The organism is Paenibacillus sp. QJM3NY_38, assembly GCF_056173265.1.
The window spans coordinates 5,819,468-5,839,324 of the sequence record NZ_CM149665.1 but is presented as its reverse complement, the minus strand read 5'-3'; the positions used below and the strand labels follow the sequence as shown (position 1 = coordinate 5,839,324).

Annotated in this window: 16 protein-coding genes; all 16 read left to right on the top strand. The window is 47.3% G+C overall.

Annotated features, from left to right (window positions below):
- The first annotated feature begins 248 nt into the window (after positions 1-248).
- The 16 genes from AC0VZ8_RS26925 to glnA all read left to right on the top strand — a co-directional run bounded on the left by AC0VZ8_RS26925 (position 249) and on the right by glnA (position 19,796).
- Entirely contained in the window at positions 249-770 is a 522-nt protein-coding gene (locus AC0VZ8_RS26925; protein WP_374198228.1) for a 3D domain-containing protein, read from the top strand.
- A 131-nt stretch (positions 771-901) separates the two neighbouring features.
- Positions 902-1,102 carry a hypothetical protein gene (locus AC0VZ8_RS26920; protein ID WP_071222739.1) on the top strand — a complete coding sequence of 67 codons (201 nt, stop codon included), beginning with the start codon at positions 902-904 and terminating at the stop codon, positions 1,100-1,102.
- A gap of 198 nt (positions 1,103-1,300) precedes the next feature.
- A complete protein-coding gene (liaF, locus tag AC0VZ8_RS26915; protein WP_475485014.1) occupies positions 1,301-2,416 on the top strand; it encodes a cell wall-active antibiotics response protein LiaF in 1,116 nt (371 codons plus the stop codon).
- A 5-nt stretch (positions 2,417-2,421) separates the two neighbouring features.
- Positions 2,422-3,504, top strand: a complete 1,083-nt coding sequence (locus tag AC0VZ8_RS26910) for a sensor histidine kinase (protein WP_071217856.1) — start codon at positions 2,422-2,424, stop codon at positions 3,502-3,504.
- 18 nt (positions 3,505-3,522) lie between these two features.
- The gene (locus AC0VZ8_RS26905; RefSeq protein WP_071217857.1) at positions 3,523-4,176 is read left to right on the top strand and encodes a response regulator; all 654 of its coding nucleotides are present in this window, start codon (positions 3,523-3,525) and stop codon (positions 4,174-4,176) included.
- A 160-nt stretch (positions 4,177-4,336) separates the two neighbouring features.
- Positions 4,337-5,971, top strand: a complete 1,635-nt coding sequence (locus AC0VZ8_RS26900) for a S1C family serine protease (protein ID WP_475485013.1) — start codon at positions 4,337-4,339, stop codon at positions 5,969-5,971.
- A 129-nt stretch (positions 5,972-6,100) separates the two neighbouring features.
- Positions 6,101-6,787 (top strand): response regulator transcription factor, encoded by a 687-nt coding sequence (locus tag AC0VZ8_RS26895; RefSeq protein WP_475485012.1) that lies wholly within the window; start codon positions 6,101-6,103, stop codon positions 6,785-6,787.
- 1 nt (position 6,788) lies between these two features.
- Positions 6,789-8,243: a sensor histidine kinase gene (locus AC0VZ8_RS26890; RefSeq protein WP_475485011.1), complete on the top strand. Its 1,455-nt coding sequence runs from the start codon at positions 6,789-6,791 to the stop codon at positions 8,241-8,243.
- Between the two features lie 52 nt (positions 8,244-8,295).
- Positions 8,296-9,246 carry a 4-hydroxy-3-methylbut-2-enyl diphosphate reductase gene (locus AC0VZ8_RS26885; protein ID WP_216530872.1) on the top strand — a complete coding sequence of 317 codons (951 nt, stop codon included), beginning with the start codon at positions 8,296-8,298 and terminating at the stop codon, positions 9,244-9,246.
- Positions 9,247-9,740: 494 nt separating this feature from the next.
- Positions 9,741-10,697: an ABC transporter permease gene (locus AC0VZ8_RS26880; RefSeq protein WP_475485010.1), complete on the top strand. Its 957-nt coding sequence runs from the start codon at positions 9,741-9,743 to the stop codon at positions 10,695-10,697.
- 31 nt (positions 10,698-10,728) lie between these two features.
- A complete protein-coding gene (locus tag AC0VZ8_RS26875) occupies positions 10,729-11,625 on the top strand; it encodes a carbohydrate ABC transporter permease (RefSeq protein WP_475485009.1) in 897 nt (298 codons plus the stop codon).
- Between the two features lie 85 nt (positions 11,626-11,710).
- Positions 11,711-13,378, top strand: coding sequence for an extracellular solute-binding protein (locus tag AC0VZ8_RS26870; RefSeq protein WP_260068142.1), 1,668 nt, complete (start codon positions 11,711-11,713; stop codon positions 13,376-13,378).
- 71 nt (positions 13,379-13,449) lie between these two features.
- Positions 13,450-15,024, top strand: coding sequence for a response regulator (locus AC0VZ8_RS26865; protein WP_071217864.1), 1,575 nt, complete (start codon positions 13,450-13,452; stop codon positions 15,022-15,024).
- A gap of 93 nt (positions 15,025-15,117) precedes the next feature.
- Positions 15,118-16,851 carry a sensor histidine kinase gene (locus tag AC0VZ8_RS26860; protein ID WP_216530870.1) on the top strand — a complete coding sequence of 578 codons (1,734 nt, stop codon included), beginning with the start codon at positions 15,118-15,120 and terminating at the stop codon, positions 16,849-16,851.
- 171 nt (positions 16,852-17,022) lie between these two features.
- The gene (gene aroF, locus AC0VZ8_RS26855; RefSeq protein WP_260068141.1) at positions 17,023-18,078 is read left to right on the top strand and encodes a 3-deoxy-7-phosphoheptulonate synthase; all 1,056 of its coding nucleotides are present in this window, start codon (positions 17,023-17,025) and stop codon (positions 18,076-18,078) included.
- A gap of 293 nt (positions 18,079-18,371) precedes the next feature.
- Positions 18,372-19,796: a type I glutamate--ammonia ligase gene (gene glnA, locus AC0VZ8_RS26850; RefSeq protein WP_113057606.1), complete on the top strand. Its 1,425-nt coding sequence runs from the start codon at positions 18,372-18,374 to the stop codon at positions 19,794-19,796.
- Positions 19,797-19,857 lie beyond the last annotated feature (61 nt).

Below are 19,857 nucleotides of genomic sequence, written 5' to 3'. Positions count from 1 at the left end.
GCTAGTAAGGGGGAGGTACTCACATGATCCAATGGAAAAAATGGCAGAGGTTTTTTGCTGGTTTTATTTTATCAGCCGTCTTGTTCAGTGCAGGTTCTTCAATAGTAGATGCCCATAATCTGATTCTAAGCGAATCCTATGATTCAACAGACTTAAGAAATGTGTATGATCCGTCCGGGGAATTTCAAGGCTCCGATTACGTGGAAATGTCTCGCTTCTATGCGCTTCGAGTAGCAGGTTTTAGCGATATGAATAGATACTTGGATGTTCCGGATACGGGGCCTAAGGCCAGCGTGCCTGGCAAGAAACGCGAATCCATGCCCGTGCTTGCGCCTAGGGAGGACCAGGTGCTGCATACGGTGAAGGTAACCGCTACGGGCTATACGGCAGGTTATGAATCGACCGGGAAGAAACCCGGGCATCCTCAATATGGAATTACCTATTCCGGGGTGAAGGTGAAGCGGGATCGAAATACGCTATCAACGATTGCCGCGGATCCGGATGTATTTCCGCTTGGCAGTATTCTCTATATACCGGGCTATGGTTATGGAATCGTAGCGGATATCGGATCAGCGATCAAAGGGCAAAAAATCGATCTTTATTTCTCCACAACCAAACAAGTGTTTAAGGAGTGGGGGAAGAAGGACGTCGAGGTACAGGTCATTAAAACCGGGAGCGGCAAATGCACGGAGGAAATGCTCAGAACCCTGGATAACGCGATCGAGACCTATCGTTTCCTGCCGGCATCCGTTTTGGAAGAAGCCATTTAGGGTGATTTTGGCGCGTAGATTGGCAGTAAACATTTAAGAATAATGCCTCCCTGTTCATCACATACTACTTTTCGGGGGCCAAACCCCTGAAGAGGATGATGGTATTGCATATGAACAGGGAGGTGAATACTGTGGCTAAAAAGAACAAGGTACAAGAAAACTTTAAAACGCCGAATGAAAAGTTTAACGCTGAGTTTGCTGAAGATACCAGCATAGCCAGCAACCCAAAAGGGAATTCCAAAGTTCAAGAGAACTACAAAAAACCGAACGAGAAGTTTGATGCTGAGTTTGGCGAACTGAACACACCAGGGGACCATTCTGCAAACCGTTAAGGTGTAGATGCCAGCGCCCGTTCGTGCAAAAATAAGACCTCCGCTTTAGCGGGGGTCTTTTATTATGGCTCTCCTCCCATTTTTATCCATGGACTCAGTCTCTAGACCGAGATCAACTTCATTCCACCGCCGCTAACCTGTTCATCGCAATATGTTGTACACTGTAGTTAAGAAAAAATAGAACTGGAAGGCAAGGGGATGACCATGAGTAGAAAAGGATGGAGCCAGCTTAGCAACGGATTGCTGCTCATCGGTATTGGTGTGGTGTTTCTTCTAAATCAGCTTGATATGATACATGTGGACCTTGGTTATATATTCTCGACTTTTTGGCCGGTGTTCATCATCTGGTTCGGGCTGCAAAGCTTAATTTATGCCCGTGGAGGAGCACTATGGGGCTCCGTTGTGCCGATCATTATCGGGTCGTATTTTCTTGGAAGAAACCTGGATTTGATTGACTTCTCGTTTGGCGATCTGATCAAATATGCGATTCCCATTATGCTGATTGGGTTTGGATTGCAGGTCATTTTCAAACCGAAACCTCATACGCCGCCGCCATCACCGCCAAGTCCGGATGACTTCAGCTCGCATCGTAGCGACGATTACGACATTCCCGATCCGCCTGAAGCGCGTCCGCTGGATTCTTCCCTGGATGAAGAATTCGAACGGAGATTTGGCAAGCCAGACAAGGCTGACAAGTCTGAGGATATCCTGCCCGATCACGAACCAGGATCACCGGATTTTCATGAGCAGGGCAAGGGTTACCGCTGGCAGGGACAGCAGCAGGAGCGCCCGCGCCAGGAGCATCAGGATCGCAGCAAGTTCAGAGTTCATGTGGATTTTGACGATAACGGCAAAAGCTACGGCAACGGATCGGATTATAAGGATGAACAGCACCAACATCAACACCACCATCATCAATCTTGGCACAGCCATGATGCGGTGAACAAGTCCTCTTTTATCGGGGACGTGCATATGGGAAAAGATTATTTTCAGCTGAAGCCGACAAATATCTCCCAGTTCATCGGTGATACGGTGCTGGATCTGACCAAAGCTCAAATCCCTTACGGAGAAACGAAAATCAACATCTCGGCGTTTATCGGGGATGTCAAGGTATTTGTTCCTAATGATTCGGATGTCGGCATTCATGTCACGACCAACTCCTTCATTGGCGATATGAAGGTGCTGGAGGAAAGCCGCAGCGGCTTTATGAGCAATGCCGGACTGGAAAGCCCGCATTACAGGGAAGCCGGTAAGAAAATACGCATCACCGTCAGCGTATTTATCGGTGATGTCAAAGTGAATAGGGTAGGGTAACCGTTATGATGGGAATATTGAAAAATACCAAATGGGTGATACTGTTTTACTTTCTGTTGATTGGAGCCGGGGTTGCTGTTTTCCTGTATACAGCAAACCAATCCGGCTACATACATATTGAAGATAACCGGCTGTGGGTGTATTACACGGTCGGTGTACTTCTGTTTACGGGGATTGCGGGATACATCGCGGGGCAGCGCATTCAGCGGCCGCTGGACCTGCTCCATCTGAACATGCTGCAGGTTGCCAAAGGAAATCTGAACGTGCGGCTGCCGGCTATGGAAGACGGTTCTTTTGCCAGAGTATATGATGAGTTTAACGGTATGACGGAAGCGCTGGAGAAGAAGATGAAGCTGCTGCAGCGCCTAGGCGAGCAGGATGTCATTGAGAAAGAGATCGCCGCGGAAGCCGCGGTGCTTGAGGAACGACGCCGGATGGCAAGGGATTTGCATGATACGGTCAGTCAGCAGTTGTTCGCGATTCATATGTCGGCTTCATCGCTTCCGGCGGTTCTGAAGAGAAACCCGGAGCACGGCGATAAAGTGCTCGGTCAGTTGATTGAGATGTCTCATGTGGCACAGAAGCAGATGCGGGCGCTGATTGCACAGCTTCGGCCTGTTGAACTGGAAGGAAGAACCCTGGAGGAGGCACTCGAACGGTGGTTTCCGGATTACTGCCGCCAAAATGGCCTGAAGGGCATGAAGGATGTGGAACTTTACGGCGGGGTATCCGATGCAATTGAGCATCAGCTGTTCCTGATTATCCAGGAAGCCGTAGCCAACATTGTGAAACATGCCGGTGCAAGCCTTGTCAGCATGTCGCTTCGTGAGGATCAGAAACGCGTTATTTTAAGCATCAGCGACGACGGGATTGGGTTTGACGAGGTGGCAGGCAAGCAGGGCTCATACGGGCTGTCCACGATGCGTGAGCGAGCCGAAAAGCTTGGTGGCCAGGTCGATATCATAAGCAAAAAGGGTGCTGGAACAACAGTTCGCGTAAACATTCCGCTATTTGAGGCAGAGGGCAATCAGGGACCGGCTGCGGAAGAGAGCAAGGAACAGGAAGAGCTGGCTGAGCCAGTGGAGTAGAGAGGGGACAACATCATTATGGGTACGATTCGGATATTGCTGGCGGATGATCATGATATGGTTCGTATGGGATTAAAAACGTATTTGTCGTTGGATCCGGGATTTGAAGTGATCGGAGAGGCAGCTAACGGCCAAGAGGTTGTTGATATGTTAAGAAATGGAGATGAGGCAGATCGGCCTGATCTCATTCTTATGGATCTGATGATGCCGGTGATGAACGGGGCAGAGACCACGCGTGCGGTCATGTCCGAGTTCCCGGACCAGAAGATTGTGATTCTGACCAGCTTTCTTGAAGATGAGCTTGTGGTTGAGTGCATTGAGGCGGGGGCTGTCAGTTATGTACTGAAAACCGTTTCGGCTGACGAACTCATCTACGCTCTTCAGGGAGCGTTCAGGGGCATGCCGGTCATGACCAAAGACGTGTCGGAAGCACTTACCCGCGGGATCCGCCGACATATGGTGAACGGCGATGATTCGGGGCTTACCGAGCGCGAGAAGGAAGTGCTGCTGCTCATTGCCGAGGGCAAGAGCAACAAAGAGATCGGCGAAGAGCTGCATATCAGCATTAAAACGGTTAAAACCCATGTCAGCAATCTGCTGATGAAGTGTGAGCTGGAAGACCGCACGCAATTGGCGATTTATGCCCATCGGAAGGGATGGGTCAAAATATAGCGATTCCATTCGAATTTAGATTCCCTTGACGCCGCCCGTCTTTCTTTTTATCTGCCTTTTAATTGTTTTTAAGGTACTATTAAGGTTTATAGTACACAATAAGAACAGTTAATCAATTAAACCACTTGGAAGCAAGTGATTTTAAATAGGAGGTAGACCTATGGACGACCAAAGAAAGCGCTACGGGTATCCGGATGATGAGGGAATGAACAATGAGTCGAATAACAATGAAGCACCGAGACGTGAGGAAGCATCCACGAAGAATTCGTCTTATTACTATTCTTACGGACCGTTTCAGTCCATACCCAATGAACGCGATGATCAGCAGACAGAGCGACCATATCACAGCCGGGAATCGCAGGAAGTGGAGGTTACCGCTCCGCAGCCGGTTAAACCGGTTCCATCCTCCGGTTTCTCACAGTCACATTCCTCCGGAAGTCAAGGGGGCGGCGGCTCTATGGATTCGATGAAAAGAAACAAAGAATGGAATTACAGCCAGAAGCCTAAAAATTCCGTGAAGACGGTGCTGTTGTCCTTCTTGGCTGGAGTCCTTGTTATTTCAAGCCTGATGTTTGCCGCGGACCGAACGAATCTGTTTACGCCGGATGCGGCGTATTCATCGGAGCCAGCCCAAGAAACTTCAGCTAGCGTTGATGATAACGGCGGAGCTACTACGGCATCGGCCATGATTCCTTCGGGTCAAGGAGATGTATCGGCTGTTGTGGATCAGGCGAGTCCAGCCGTCGTGCTGATCGAGACGCTTGTAAACAGCAGCAATCGTCAAAGCACGAATCCGAACATGAATGATCCGTTCTGGTACTTCTTTGGCGGCGGACAATCGAGCCAGGGAGGAAATGGCGGAAACGGTGGAAGCAGTAACAACGGAGGTCAGGAATCCCAGCTTCAGCCTTCAGGCATCGGCTCGGGCTTCATCTTTGAGAAGTCGGGATACATTTTGACGAATGAGCATGTGATCCATGGCGCAGATGTGATCCAAGTGACGGTTCAGGGTACCAAAAAGCCTTATGAAGCGAAGCTGCTCGGTTCCAGCTATGAGCTCGATTTGGCCGTTCTGAAAATCGAAGGGGCCGATTTTCCATCGGTGCAACTAGGGGACTCCAACTCGCTGAAGGTTGGTGAATGGCTTGTTGCCATCGGTAACCCGCACGGTTTTGAGCATACGGTAACCGCAGGCGTACTTAGCTCGAAGGAACGCGAGATCGATATTCAAGGGACGAATGGCGAAGCTGAACGGAATTACGAGCATCTTCTGCAAACCGATGCTTCAATTAATCCGGGTAACTCCGGTGGACCGCTTCTCAATCTGAAGGGCGAGGTTATCGGGATGAACGTAGCCGTCAGCGCGGAAGCGCAAGGGATCGGGTTTGCGATTCCCTCCAGCACGATCAAGGAAGTTGTGGAATACCTGAAGAACAATGAGGAAGTGCCGAAAGAGCCGGTTCCGTTTATCGGGGCAAGCCTTGGAACAGTCACTCCACAAATTGCCCAATCCCTGGGTACCGACGTAACGGAAGGATCTTACGTTGACAGCGTTGTATTCCGTTCGCCGGCTTATGAAGCGGACCTGCGTCAATATGACATCATTGTGGGCGTGGACGGGACGAAATATCCGACCTCGAAGGATTTGACTGAATTCATACAATCGAAGAAAGTCGGAGACAAAATTACGCTGAATGTGGTTCGTAACGGCAAGAAGATTGATTTGCCGCTGACAATCGGGGACCGTAATAAGTTTGATCTATCCCAACAGCAGCAACAACAGCAGCAACCGTAACCCTGGATAGGCGTGACAACAAGCGGAAGGGACCGTTCCCTTCCGCTTGTCTTGTCCTTGAGACGACCGATATAATGGGATTGTAACGTCGTACTAAATTTAACGCTAGAAGATAGAGGAGATGCCGCTATGCGATCCCGGATATTAATTGTAGATGATGATGACAAGATTATTTCGATGCTGCGCAGGGGGCTTGCGTTTGAGGGCTATGACGTCCTGACCGCATCCAACGGAGCGGAAGGTTTAAAAGTAATTTTGAGTGAGGACCCGGACGTTGTCGTTCTGGATGTCATGATGCCTCAGGTCGATGGATTTGAAGCGCTGCGCAGACTCCGGGAAGGCGGAAGCACGACACCGGTGCTGATGCTGACGGCGAAGGATGAAGTGGAGAATCGGGTGAAGGGATTGGATACCGGAGCGGATGATTACTTAGTCAAACCCTTCGCGCTGGAGGAGCTGCTTGCCCGAGTACGGGCCTTGCTGCGCCGCAAAACCGGGGACGATAGCTCTAACCACCGACTGACCTTCGAGGATCTCGTGATGGATACCGATGCGAGGGAAGTCATTCGCAGCGGGCAAAGACTGGAGCTCACCGCCAAGGAATTTGAGCTGCTGCACCTGTTTATGCAAAATCCGAAGCGGGTGCTGTCCCGCGATTTGATCATGGATAAAATATGGGGCTATGACTACAGCGGGGAGTCCAATGTGCTGGAGGTTTACATCGCCATGCTCCGGCAAAAGACCGAGGAACATGGAGGTAAACGGCTGATCCAGACGATCCGCGGAGCCGGCTATATTTTAAGAGGAGATAACTAGCATGTCCATTCGGTTAAGACTGACAGCATGGTATACCGGCATTTTATTTGTGACACTGCTGATTTTCAGCTCGGCGGTGTATGGCTTTGTCCATTTGTATACGTATGAGGAGTTAAAACAGCGGATTGCACAGCAAGCTAATAAAATTGGTTTTACGCAAGGGGCGGTGGAAGTTCTGCCTAATAGATCCTCCGCTATCAGCTTGGAGGAGGCAGATCTCTATGTGCAGACCTATACATTTTACAATGGTAAATTATGGCAGTCCCAGAATATGGCGTTCAGCGGTATCGAATTTGACGTTCCTTCTGTAGAGAAAGCTTTAAATTCAACTAAACATGCGTTTAAGCGTGTTACTGTGAACGGTAATACATTCTTGGTATTCGAAAACCAGGTTGTAGAAACAAACTCAGGGAAATTGTTCGGCTGGATACAAGTCGGAGCAAATACGCGAACCATTGATCAAACCCTGGACCGACTTCAATCCATCCTCATCATGGGGTCCGCAGCAACCCTAGTCATTGCTTCAACTTTAGGCTTGTTCCTCGCCCGGAAATCCATGAAACCGATCGGCAAGGTCACGGAGGCGGCGGAGCAGATCCAGAAGGGAACCGACCTCAGCGTACGAATCGAATACGATGGGCCAGAGGACGAGATCGGGCAATTAATCGGCACGTTTAACGGCATGCTTGAGAGGACGGAGGGCTTTTACAAAGAGCTTGAAGATGCCTATGCGGCCCAGCGCCGGTTTGTATCGGATGCTTCCCATGAACTCCGAACGCCGCTGACCACCATCCGGGGAAATGTGGATCTCCTCCAGAAGATGTGGACGGAAGCCCCTGGTGAGAGAGCGAATATGGACGAAGAAACGATCAAGCAAATCTCGTTTGAAGCTGTGGGAGATATATCCGATGAAGCGAAGCGGATGAGCCGGCTGGTGAACGATATGTTATCTCTGGCACGGGCTGATACCGGCCAGACCTTTGAGCTGGATCCGGTGCCGCTCCAGCCTTTGGTAGAGGAGGTCGCACGGCGCGCTCATTTCCTCGAGAAAACCGCTGAGTGGCATGTCGGAGAGCTGTCTGTCCTAAACGGTGTTTATGTAGAAGGTAATAAGGACTACTTGCAGCAGATGCTGTTCATCTTTATTGAGAATGCATTCAAGTATACGCCGGAGGGTGAAGTCAGCCTGGATGTCGTCCTGTACAAGGGTCAGGTTGGGCTGCGAATTTCGGATACGGGGATCGGCATGGATAAGGATGAGGTTCCGTTTATATTCGAGCGTTTCTATCGCGCGGATCAGTCCAGAGGCATCACGAGCGGGACCGGTCTTGGCTTATCCATCGCCAAATGGATTATTGATGAGCACAAGGGCTCTGTCGAGGTTGTTACCCGAAGAGGAGAAGGCAGCACCTTTATCGTCTGGCTGCCCGTCGTCTTTGCTCCTCCGCTGGAATAGGTTATAATAGACTGGATACTTTACGTATGACAACGGAAAGCAGGTGAGGATCATCGAAGTCTTGAAAATATCACCGAGAGGTTACTGTTACGGTGTCGTTGACGCTATGGTCTTGGCACGTCAGGCGGCCCAGAATCTGGATCTTCCTCGGCCTATTTATATATTGGGCATGATTGTGCATAACAGTCATGTCACGCAATCCTTTGAGGATGAAGGCATCATTACCCTGGACGGTCCGAACCGGATGGAAATCCTGAGCCAGGTGGAGAGCGGGACCGTCATTTTTACCGCACACGGGGTCTCTCCCGAAGTACGCAAGCTTGCGAGAGATAAAGGGTTAACCACGCTCGACGCAACATGTCCGGATGTTACGAAGACCCATGATTTGATCCGGGAGAAGGCAGCGGACGGGTATGAGATCATTTATATCGGGAAGAAGGGACATCCCGAGCCGGAAGGCGCGATCGGGATTGCACCGGATCACGTGCATCTGATCGAGAAGGAAGAAGAGATCGAACAGCTTCAGGTCAATTCGTCCCGAATCATCATTACGAACCAGACGACGATGAGTCAATGGGACATCAAGCATATTATGAAGAGTCTGCTCGATAAATTCCCGGGAGCGGAGATTCATAATGAAATCTGCCTTGCAACACAAGTTCGGCAGGAGGCGGTAGCCGAGCAAGCGGGCCAGGCGGATTTGGTCATCGTGGTCGGGGATCCGCGCAGCAATAACTCAAACCGTCTTGCACAGGTATCCGAAGAGATAGCCGGCGTACCGGCTCACCGCATTGGCGATGTGACGGAGCTTAAACGAGAATGGCTTGAAGGCGTAGGCAAAGTGGCTGTGACATCAGGGGCATCAACACCGACCCCGATTACCAAGGAAGTCATCGCCTATTTGGAACAGTATGAACATGATCAGCCGGAAACCTGGGAGATCAAGCGCACGGTGAATATGAATAAATTGCTTCCGCCTGTACGGGTGAAGAGCAAGTCATAAGAATTTTAATACAACGGTTGCGTTCAATCGCAACCGTTGTATTTTTGTTCATCTCGGTGTGTCCTTAATATGATCCAGTCATCGTCATAGTTGATGGCCATATGCTTGGAATTGTGTATTCTGCCGTTAATAATTGATTAGTATCATTTTTCATGATCGCTCGGCTAAATGTTGATAGAGCTTATGATACTTCCCCTTGTAGTGAATGGTGGAACAACTGTTCATATGAAATGAACTTGACCCTATTGACGCAAGGGGATTTTCTATGTCCGGGATTAAGACGCCAGGATGGAAATAGACTGCCTGCCCCGTTAAAGGAGCTCTTTTGGGGTTTCTCATAACTCCGTAAATATCCCATAAGCTGTAAGCGTTTTAATTTTCGATTGAATAATATCATTTTTCGTTGAATAGGCAAATGTTTATATGGAATAGTTTATTCTACAATGTTAGACATCAGGCAAACTTCATGGCATAGAACACACGGGGGGTTGGACATGGCGCAAATATCCGTAGAACAGGATACTGTTCCAAAACGGAAGAGAGACAATGGATTTATTCGCTTTTTTAAACAGTGGGATATTCAGTTAATGGTACTTCCCGCTCTCGCACTCATTTTTGTTTTCAGTTATATACCGATGTACGGTATTCTGATGTCGTTTCAGGATTTTAATATCTTCAAAGGCATGGGAGACAGCCCTTGGGTTGGGATGAAGCATTTCCGGATGTTCTTTGAGTCTCCAGAGTTTATGAACGTGATGCGAAACACCATCGTTATCAGCTTACTCAAGTTTTTGATCGGCTTTCCAGCTCCGATCCTGCTTGCGCTGATGCTTAATGAAGTCCGCCATATGTTCTTCAAACGATTGGTGCAGACCGTCAGTTATCTGCCCCATTTCTTATCTTGGGTTATCGTATCAGGGTTTGTGGTTTCCATGCTGTCTACCGATAATGGAAGTGTAAACATTCTATTAGAAAAAATGAACTTGATTAAAGAACCTATTAACTTTCTATCCATTCCTGAATACTTCTGGGGGATATTGGTGACCACAGGGCTCTGGAAGGAAATTGGGTTTTCCTCCATCGTTTACTTGGCGGCTGTAGCGGGTGTAGATCCCCATATGTACGAGGCCGCGGATATGGATGGAGCGAGCAAATTCAGACAGATCTTTACGATTACATTACCGTCCATCATGCCTGTCGTTATCATCTTTATGATTCTGGCAATAGGTAACCTGCTCAATGCAGGATTTGAGGATATTTTACTCTTGGCTAAGAACCCTGTTTTAAGAGAGGTATCAGATGTAATTGATACTTATGTTTACCGAATTGGTATTGAAAACTCCCGGTTCTCTTATGCAACGGCTGTAGGCTTGTTCAAAGCGGTAATCAGCGTGATGCTTCTGACCATTGCCAACGTGGTAGCACGCAGATCAGGTAACAGTCTATGGTAAACGAACATGGTGATGAAGGGAGCGGTTAGACTTGGTGCGTTTAGGATTCGGTGATCGTTTCATGATGATCATGATTTATATCTTTCTAACATTTTTGGCCTTTGTGACGTTTTATCCTTTTTGGAACGCTCTTGTGGTTTCTTTTAACTCAGGAGCCGATACATCGCTTGGGGGAGTCACATTTTGGCCGAGGGATTTTACTTTGGAAAACTACGGCATCGTATTTCAGGATAAACGCCTGCTGAATGGCTTCGGAATATCGGTAGCCCGAACGATCGTGGGAACCATAACTTCGATTCTAGTGACCTCCATCTTCGCTTATGGTATGACCAAACGCGAACTGATGGGTCGTAAATATTACATGATTATGTGTGTAGTCACCATGTATTTCGGTGGTGGTTTGATACCAAGCTTCATGCTGATTCGTGGTCTGGGCTTGATGGATTCGTTCTGGGTATTCATTATTCCCGGTTTGGTAAGTGTATGGAACATGATCATTTTCCGTACCTTCTTTGCAGGGTTGCCTAATGGCTTGGAAGAGTCGGCAAAAATTGACGGGGCGGGCAACTGGGGAATATTCTTCAAGATTATCCTGCCGCTATCAGGTCCGGTTATTGCAACATTGTCTTTGTTCACGGCAGTATCACATTGGAATGAATGGTTCTTACCGAGTATTTACATCAATAAAGAAGAACTGCTGCCCATTCAGACCATATTGCGTCAAATACTGAATTCCAACATTATGTCTGAACAGATGAGCAATTTGGACTCGGCATCTCAGGCCGCTTTATCTCGAATGCAGAGTGTGACCACGAAATCTTTGTCCATGGCCACAATGATTGTCGCTACGGTTCCGATCATCATGGTATACCCTTTTGTACAGAAGCATTTTGTTAAGGGAGTACTGGTGGGATCGTTGAAAGAGTAGCACATGTATGGCAAGCAATCCTGTTGTTTGAAGCTTAGCTTTAGACATAAATATCAAGGGGAATTATGAAAGGGGAAATTAGAGAATGAGGCTCAGAAAAAAATCTTTGGCCACATCGGTTACTGCGTTGTTAGCAGCGGCTTTAATGCTGTCAGCATGCAGCGGTGGTACTAAGACAGCTAACCCGACTCCTAGCGACAATGGAACCACAACACCGCCAACAGAAGCAGCATCAGACAAGTTTGTACTGGGTGAGCAACCGCTTGATTTTAGCTTTTATGGTCACTATGACTGGTACACGATGCCAACATGGGGAGAAGATGCCGCAACGAAATGGATTAAAGAGAATAAAAAAGTCGATGTAAAAGCGGTTAACTCCCAAGGTAATGCTCAACAAAAATTCAACACGATGATTGCTTCCGACGAGCTTCCTGATGTGATTTGGTTGGAGCGGGGATCGGATGTTGAAAAATTGAGAGAGAACGGCATGCTCGTACCTTATGATGACTACTTGGATAAATATCCGAACTTGAAGGAATGGTTGGGTGAGGCGGGAATCAACATGCTTCGTTCCCCTGACGGCAAGCTGTATCAATTCCCTAACTGGTACACCAGCCAGCCGAACGGTAATGCTGGTTATGTAGTCAACAGTAAAATTTATAAAGAGCTTGGCGAGCCTAAGCTGGAAACAACGGACGATTTGACTAAATACCTGGAAGCTGTCAAGGCGAAATACGGAAACGCTGTAGTTCCTTATGAACCAGGTATTGAAGGACAAGGGATTGATGTGTTGTACTCTGCTTTCAAAGAGAATGCAATGACACGTTGGATTACCATTCGTGGTGTGCCTAACGGAGATAAATTGACTTCGATCTTTACGGATCCAACATATCGCGAATCGATGCAATATGCAGCGAAGCTGTTCCGTGATAAACTGATTTCTCAAGATGCATTGACTCAAACCGCTGATCAAATCAAGGAAAAAGTAATGACAGGCCGCGTTGCTGTATATGCAGCTTCCAGCCCGACTGAAAATGCAATGAACGCACATGCGGAACTCGTTGCCAAAGATCCGGAAGCCGGTTATTTCATGATCTGGCCGATTCATAAGGAAGGTCTGGACAAGAATAAAATCTTCCCGGGAACCTATACTCAACTGGGTTGGAACGTAAGCGTTATTACGAAAGCTGCAAAAAATCCTGAAGCGATCTTTGCTTTCCTGGACTGGTATACAGGTCCTGAAGGTCAAACACTGTTAATGTGGGGACCGGAAGGCGGATATTGGGATGGATATGAAGAAGATGGTATAACGCCTAAGTTTACTGAGAAATATGTTACGGATGCTGCGGGTCTTGGCAAGTTGCAAGCGGAAACAACAAACCTCCAGTGGAACGGAAACACGGTATTTATTGATACAGCAAAAGCGAAATACGAAAGCACATTGCCAGAAGAAGAGCGTAACTGGTCAACTCGTTGGCAGTATGAAATAACTTGGAAAACTCAAGCAAATGCAACGGAATTCATCAATCTTGATCCGGCCCCAGAAAGCGAAGAAGGTATTATCCGTCAGCGTGTAGAAGATATCTACACAGAAGCTAGAGCGAAGGCGCTGTTTGCGAAGGACGATGCTGAAGTACTGGCTGTTTTGGACAAAGCAGAAGCGGATGCTCAAGCAGCTGGATACGATAAACTTCTTGCATTCAAAACAACGAAATGGCAAGAAAACTTGGCTCAAATGAAGGGTCAAAAGTAGAATAACGTAAACCGAAAGGGTATGCTGCATCTGCAGCATACCCTTATCGAAATTTAGGGGAGAGGATACCCATCTATAAAGTGCTGCTGGCTGACGATGAAATATTGGACCTAGAGGGCATGAGGAGCTTTATTCCATGGGAGAGTCTTGGAATGACCGTGGTTGATTCGGTCAATAACGGATTTGCAGCATGGGAAGTCCTGCAACGAGAGGATATCGACATTCTAGTGACGGATGTACGCATGCCCAATATGACTGGTATTGAATTAGCGCAAAAAGCGCTGAAGATACATGATGAATTGCAGGTTATTTTCGTGAGTGGTTACCAGGATTTCAGTTATGTTAAACAGGCAATCGCATTAAACGCTTGTAATTACGTGCTGAAGCCCATGGAGGACCAAGAGTTGATTGAAGAGTTGACCAAAGTTCGGATTGAGCTGGACAGGCTCCATGACCGCAAGGAAACAGAACGGGCTTATCAACTGATGGTACCGATTCTCAAAAATCAGTACCTGCTGCAAATTCTCCAGAAGCCTTATGACGGTGCCATGCTGGGTATTATTAAGCGGGAATACCAACTTCATGAGATGAACTGGCCCGTGCGAGTAATATTGCTTGAAGTGGATGATGTCAGCTCCTGGCGGAGCAATCATTACGAGGTCGAGAATCCGAGTGGATTAAATGAGCAGTACTTCACGAGTTTGCATAAGCAGCTGGAGAGTTGCGGATTCAGGCATATATGCAAGGTGACAGATCAGCGGATGGCAGTACTCATGGATACGACAAAAGACAAGGAAGAGGTTCAGTCATTACTGACGGCGCTAGGCCAAGAGTATCCCCTTACCGTGACCGTAGGTGAGGGAGGGACTGCGAATCGGCTTGAAGAACTTCATCCGTCCTACGTTATGGCAGAGGGTGCCCTTGACTATAAAATGTTTCGTGGAAAAGGGAAATGGATACTTTATAACGAAGTGCCGACAGAGGACCGGGAGGACGCCAAAAGCCTCGATATCAGGCTGGACTCTTTATTTACCGCTATGACGAATTATGAGATCGTCAAAATCCACGATGAAATCGAAGCCATACAACTGCTAGCATCCAATATCCGCTCCAAATTTACGGTTCGAAATCTTGGAGTATACATTATATTGAAGTTGGACGCGCATTTGCATACGATGCATGAAGACCTGTTTCGGATGCTGGGAATCGAACTGAAAAACCTCGATGTACTCTTGCAATTTGAAACGATGGACGATATTTTCTCGTGGTTAAGAATGAAAGTCTTTGAGATATCGGAGCAATTGAAATTTCGCAAATCGTCCAAGAATGGACGCCTTGTTGAGGAGATTATTGATAATATACGAGAGCGGGTTCACGAGAATATTACGCTCCGGGATATGGCGAACCGTTTTTCCTTTTCTCCAAACTATCTAGGTGTTCTGTTTAAGGAAGAAACCGGTTATAATTTTAGTGATTATGTGATCAAGATTCGTATGGAGCGAGCCAGAGATCTATTAGTCAGCACGAAACTTAAAATATATGAAGTGGCTTCTCAAACAGGTTACCAGTATTTGCCCTATTTTAGTCGTCAATTCAAAGAGATGTATGGAATGACACCATTGGAGTATAGGCGTAAACACTCTTAACATACTACTATACCGCTTGTAATGAGGTTGTGATTAGGTTTGGCGGGGAAATTCGAGCGTATCCGGGTCAAGATACCATTTGGCTTCAAATTAATGATTTCTTACTGTGTATTCATCATAATACCGGTATTGCTTGTAGGAAATATCGCGAACCAGGTATTTATCAAATCGATTAGAGAACAAACGTATAATAACATTCAGGGTACCCTGCACCAAATGAGTGATAATATTTCGTATAAAATGGAAGACATCGTCCGCGTTTCCGATATGCTCTACTTTGATTCGTCCTTTAATAACCGACTGCGTTATTCAGAAAGTACATGGGTAAGTTACGATACGATGGTTAATGTCCTGATTCCGAAGTTGGAAACGGCGATTAACACAGCGAACTCCAAGATTTGGCTGTCTATTTATTTACGGAATGAAGAGTTAAGGGAAATTTATAATAATTATAGTTACTCTGATCCGCTTGAATCCAACACGCGTTTATTTGATATATATCAGTATGAGCGTCTGGTGGATAAGACCTGGTACAAGCTCTACCCCCAAGAGGAAAACTATGGATCGACGCTGGAATGGAAGCAGGTTGAAAATGATGCGGGCAACGGTCGCATTTCACTTTTGCGCAGGCTGATCGACATCAGTTCTATACAGCTGCAGGAGATTGGATTCGTGCGAATCAATGTCAGTCTAGAAGATATGTTCGAAAGCATGGATTATAACAAAATTGGTGATGGGACAGCGTTATATTTGTCGGATTCGCAAGGTAGAGTCATTCTTTCTTCAGGCGGGGTACAGACAACCGTATTTAAGGAGAACGAGCTGCGCAATAATGGAGACTTGCTTATTCGTAAGCCGATTCCCGTGCTCGGCTGGAATCTTATCGCTGTCGTTCCTGCAGAAATCGTGGAGAAAGATACGGTGAAAATCCGGAACCTCACCCTGCTTATTTGCCTCATTTGCATTGCTATATTTTTTATAGTCAGCATCGTGATATCCAAGTACTTCAGCTTACGCGTATCCAAGATCGTCTCTGTTCTGGATTCTTTTCAGGAAGGTGCATTTCATAAACGGGCTCAGTTCAAGGGAAATGATGAGTTTACACATATCGCTTCAGCCCTGAATGATATGGGCAGCAATATCGGCAAGCTGATTAATGAGGTGTATCTGGCCGACCTTCAGAAAAAACAAGCGGAACTGGAGTCGCTGCATGCGCAGATTAATCCGCATTTCCTATACAACACCCTATCCTCCATCAGCCGTCTGGCGCGGTTTGGGATGCTGGATAAGCTGCAGCGCATGGTGATGGACTTAGCGAAGTTTTATCGCCTGTCTCTTAATGATGGCCGGAATATCATCTCTGTGAAGAATGAGTTGGAACAGGCTCAGGCATATGTGGATATTCAAAAGATTAAATACGACGAACGCATGCAGGTTACTTATGATTTTGAGCCGGAAGTGGTCCGGTATGAAACCGTGAAACTGATTTTGCAGCCTTTTATCGAGAATGTGCTGGAGCATGCCTGGACCGGGGATTATATACATGTTCGAATTACCGCCAGAGTGCTGGAAGATGTTCTGGAATTTAAAATTATCGATAATGGCGTCGGGTTCCCGCCCGGCAGAGTTCTGGACAATACAGGCGGACAGGATCTAACCAATGCCGGATACGGCATTCGGAATGTGGATCAACGAATCAAACTTCACTATGGCAGCGAATACGGGGTTACATTATTCAGCCGTGCCGGTATTGGGACGACGGTAAGAATTGTGATCCCCCTCGTGAAGCGAACCGTAGCGGAAGGACGCAGCAAAACATTGATGTAACAGATGATTTATATCTCCCGATCGTTCAGGCTTCAAGAATGGGCTTGACGAGGGGAGATATTTTTTGTATATTTACTTTATCGGTTAAAAGCATAAAAGCTTAAAAGCGAACAAGCGCGAAAGTGACTATCCAACAATAAAATGGAATATATTCAGAAAGAAGGTTTTATTATGATCGTTATTACATCCAATCAAATATCAGAGGAACAAGTTCAGTATATTGTAAGCGAGATTGAGAAGGAAGGACTCCAGGCTCATGTATCCAAGGGAGCGGATCGTACCGTGATCGGGCTGATCGGCAGCGTAAACCCGAAGCTTGCGGAGCATCTTCGCCAAATGAAGGGCGTAGAGAATGTAGTTAAAATCTCCAAGTCCTACAAGCTTGCGAGTCGTGATTTCCATCCGGATGATACCGTCATTGATATTAAAGGCACCAAGATTGGCGGCGGCAATCTGGTCGTTATGGGTGGTCCATGCGCCGTGGAATCGCCGCAGCAGATTGACGAGATTGCACAGCTTGTCAAAGCAGCAGGAGGACAAGTGCTTAGAGGTGGCGCATTTAAGCCTCGTACCGGTCCATACAGCTTCCAGGGTGTCGGAGTGGAAGGCCTGATTATGATGGCCGAAGCCGGGCAAAAACATGGATTGCTGACGATTACGGAGGTTATGACACCCGAATACGTGGATATATGTGCGGAGTATGCCGATATCCTGCAAGTGGGTACCCGCAATATGCAAAATTTCGATCTGCTTCGGAAATTGGGCACCTGCGGCAAGCCGGTTTTGCTGAAAAGAGGTTTCAGTGCAACCTATGATGAATTCCTGAATGCAGCAGAATACATTCTTGCCGGCGGCAATCCGAATGTCATGCTCTGTGAACGTGGAATCCGAACATTCGAAACTTACACCCGCAATACGCTGGATTTATCTGCCATCCCCGTTTTACAAGGGTTGAGTCATCTTCCGGTCATCTCTGATCCGAGTCATGGAACGGGAAGACGCGAGCTAGTGGAACCGATGTCCAAGGCATCCGTGGCGGCGGGGGCAGACGGCCTTATTATTGAGATGCATACAGATCCGGATAATTCCATGACAGGTGACGGGGTTCAATCCCTGTTCCCGGATCAATTCGCCGCACTGCTTAAAGACTTGGAGCAGCTGGCCCCACTGGTAGGCAAAAGCTTTGCGACTGCCAAAGCGCCTGCTTCTGAATTTGCGCGCGTATAGCATTTGATTAGTAACGCTTGCAACCACGGGGATGCGTTAAGAACCTAGTCAAGGTTCACCATTTCTTAAATCTAATTGAGAAGACACCTGCAAAGAGCTTGCAGGTGTCTTTTTTCTGAGTTTACATTAACTGGTTTTCTATGTCATATAAGTTAACATTGTTTTCAAAAATACCTTACATAGGTATTGACGTCAGGTTATCTCCCGGCATATAATGACGAAAAGAAATCGAAAGATTATGAACATTGTTAAGCTGTTTAAGTCTTAATGTTCGGAAATTGGGAGGAAGAGACATGTCGGTAGAGAAAGTATTGCAAACCATTAAAGAGAACAATATTGAGTGGGTCGATTTTCGTTTTGTAGACTTGTCGGGACGGGTTCATCATATTAGCTTGCCGGCTTCAGAAGTAGACGAAGAAACATTCGTGAACGGGGTAGCATTTGATGGATCTTCTATTCCAGGATTCCGCGGCATTGAAGAATCGGATATGGTTATGATGCCTGATCCGGAGTCTTGCTATATCGATCCGTTTACAGCACATCCTACGCTTAACATTATGAGCAACATCTATACTCCGGAAGGGGATGCTTACGAGCGTGACCCGCGCGGGATCGCAGCTCGTGCCGAGCAATACCTTCAGGAGGCAGGTATCGGAACAGCGGCATTCTTTGCACCGGAATCCGAGTTCTTCCTGTTTGATGAAGTTCGCTATGAAAGCTCCATGAACAGCTCCAGCTATTTCGTAGACTCCGAGGAAGCGCATTGGAATACGAACCGTAAGGAAGAAGGCGGCAACCTTGGCTTCAAAGTTGGCGTTAAGGGCGGATATGTTCCAGTAGCGCCTGTGGATACGCAGCAAGACATCCGCAGCGAAATGTGTCGTTTGCTTGATGAAGCAGGACTTCGCGTTGAGCGTCACCACCATGAAGTAGCAACTGCCGGCCAAGCGGAAATCAACTTCCGCTTCGATACATTGAAAAAAACAGCTGACAATTTGTTGATCTATAAATATATCGTGCATAACACAGCGCGCCAATATGGCAAAACCGCTACGTTCATGCCGAAGCCATTGTTTGGGGATAACGGAAGCGGCATGCATGTTCACCAATCCATTTTCGATGGCGACACCCCATTGTTCTACGAGAAAGGCGCTTATGCGAACCTGAGCGAAACAGCGATCCACTATATCGGCGGTATTCTGTACCATGCGCCTGCATTGATCGCTTTGACGAATCCGAGCACCAACTCCTTCAAACGTCTGGTACCAGGCTATGAAGCGCCGGTTAACCTCGTATTCTCGAAGGGCAACCGTTCTGCCGCAGTGCGGATTCCGGTTGCAGCGGTAACACCTAAAGGCTGCCGCATCGAGTTCCGTACACCGGATTCCACGGCGAACCCTTACCTTGCATTCTCCGCTATGCTGATGGCTGGCTTGGACGGTATCAAGCGCAAAATCGATCCAACCGCACTCGGATATGGACCATTCGATAAAAACATCTATGAATTGTCTGACGCCGAGAAGAAAGAAATCCGCAGCGTACCGGGTTCCCTGGATGAAGCTTTGGATGCACTTCAAGCAGACTATGAATTCTTGACAGAAGGCGGCGTATTTACGCAAGAATTCCTCGAGAACTTCATCGAGTTCAAGCGTGCCGAGGCCAAAGCGGTTAATATCCGCGTTCATCCGCACGAGTACTCCTTGTACTACGATCTGTAATAAACAACGTTAAAAAGCCCCGGGCATGATGCCCGGGGCTTTTTTTTGTACACATATAAGT

Excerpts from the sequence above, each read along its gene's own strand:
- aroF (WP_260068141.1), top strand. The coding sequence starts at position 17,023 with ATGATCGTTATTACATCCAATCAAATATCAGAGGAACAAGTTCAGTAT.
- AC0VZ8_RS26905 (WP_071217857.1), top strand. The coding sequence starts at position 3,523 with ATGGGTACGATTCGGATATTGCTGGCGGATGATCATGATATGGTTCGT.
- liaF (WP_475485014.1), top strand. The coding sequence starts at position 1,301 with ATGACCATGAGTAGAAAAGGATGGAGCCAGCTTAGCAACGGATTGCTG.
- AC0VZ8_RS26895 (WP_475485012.1), top strand. The coding sequence starts at position 6,101 with ATGCGATCCCGGATATTAATTGTAGATGATGATGACAAGATTATTTCG.
- AC0VZ8_RS26925 (WP_374198228.1), top strand. The coding sequence starts at position 249 with ATGAATAGATACTTGGATGTTCCGGATACGGGGCCTAAGGCCAGCGTG.
- AC0VZ8_RS26900 (WP_475485013.1), top strand. The coding sequence starts at position 4,337 with ATGGACGACCAAAGAAAGCGCTACGGGTATCCGGATGATGAGGGAATG.
- AC0VZ8_RS26860 (WP_216530870.1), top strand. The coding sequence starts at position 15,118 with ATGATTTCTTACTGTGTATTCATCATAATACCGGTATTGCTTGTAGGA.
- AC0VZ8_RS26890 (WP_475485011.1), top strand. The coding sequence starts at position 6,789 with ATGTCCATTCGGTTAAGACTGACAGCATGGTATACCGGCATTTTATTT.
- AC0VZ8_RS26910 (WP_071217856.1), top strand. The coding sequence starts at position 2,422 with ATGATGGGAATATTGAAAAATACCAAATGGGTGATACTGTTTTACTTT.
- AC0VZ8_RS26880 (WP_475485010.1), top strand. The coding sequence starts at position 9,741 with ATGGCGCAAATATCCGTAGAACAGGATACTGTTCCAAAACGGAAGAGA.
- glnA (WP_113057606.1), top strand. The coding sequence starts at position 18,372 with ATGTCGGTAGAGAAAGTATTGCAAACCATTAAAGAGAACAATATTGAG.
- AC0VZ8_RS26870 (WP_260068142.1), top strand. The coding sequence starts at position 11,711 with ATGAGGCTCAGAAAAAAATCTTTGGCCACATCGGTTACTGCGTTGTTA.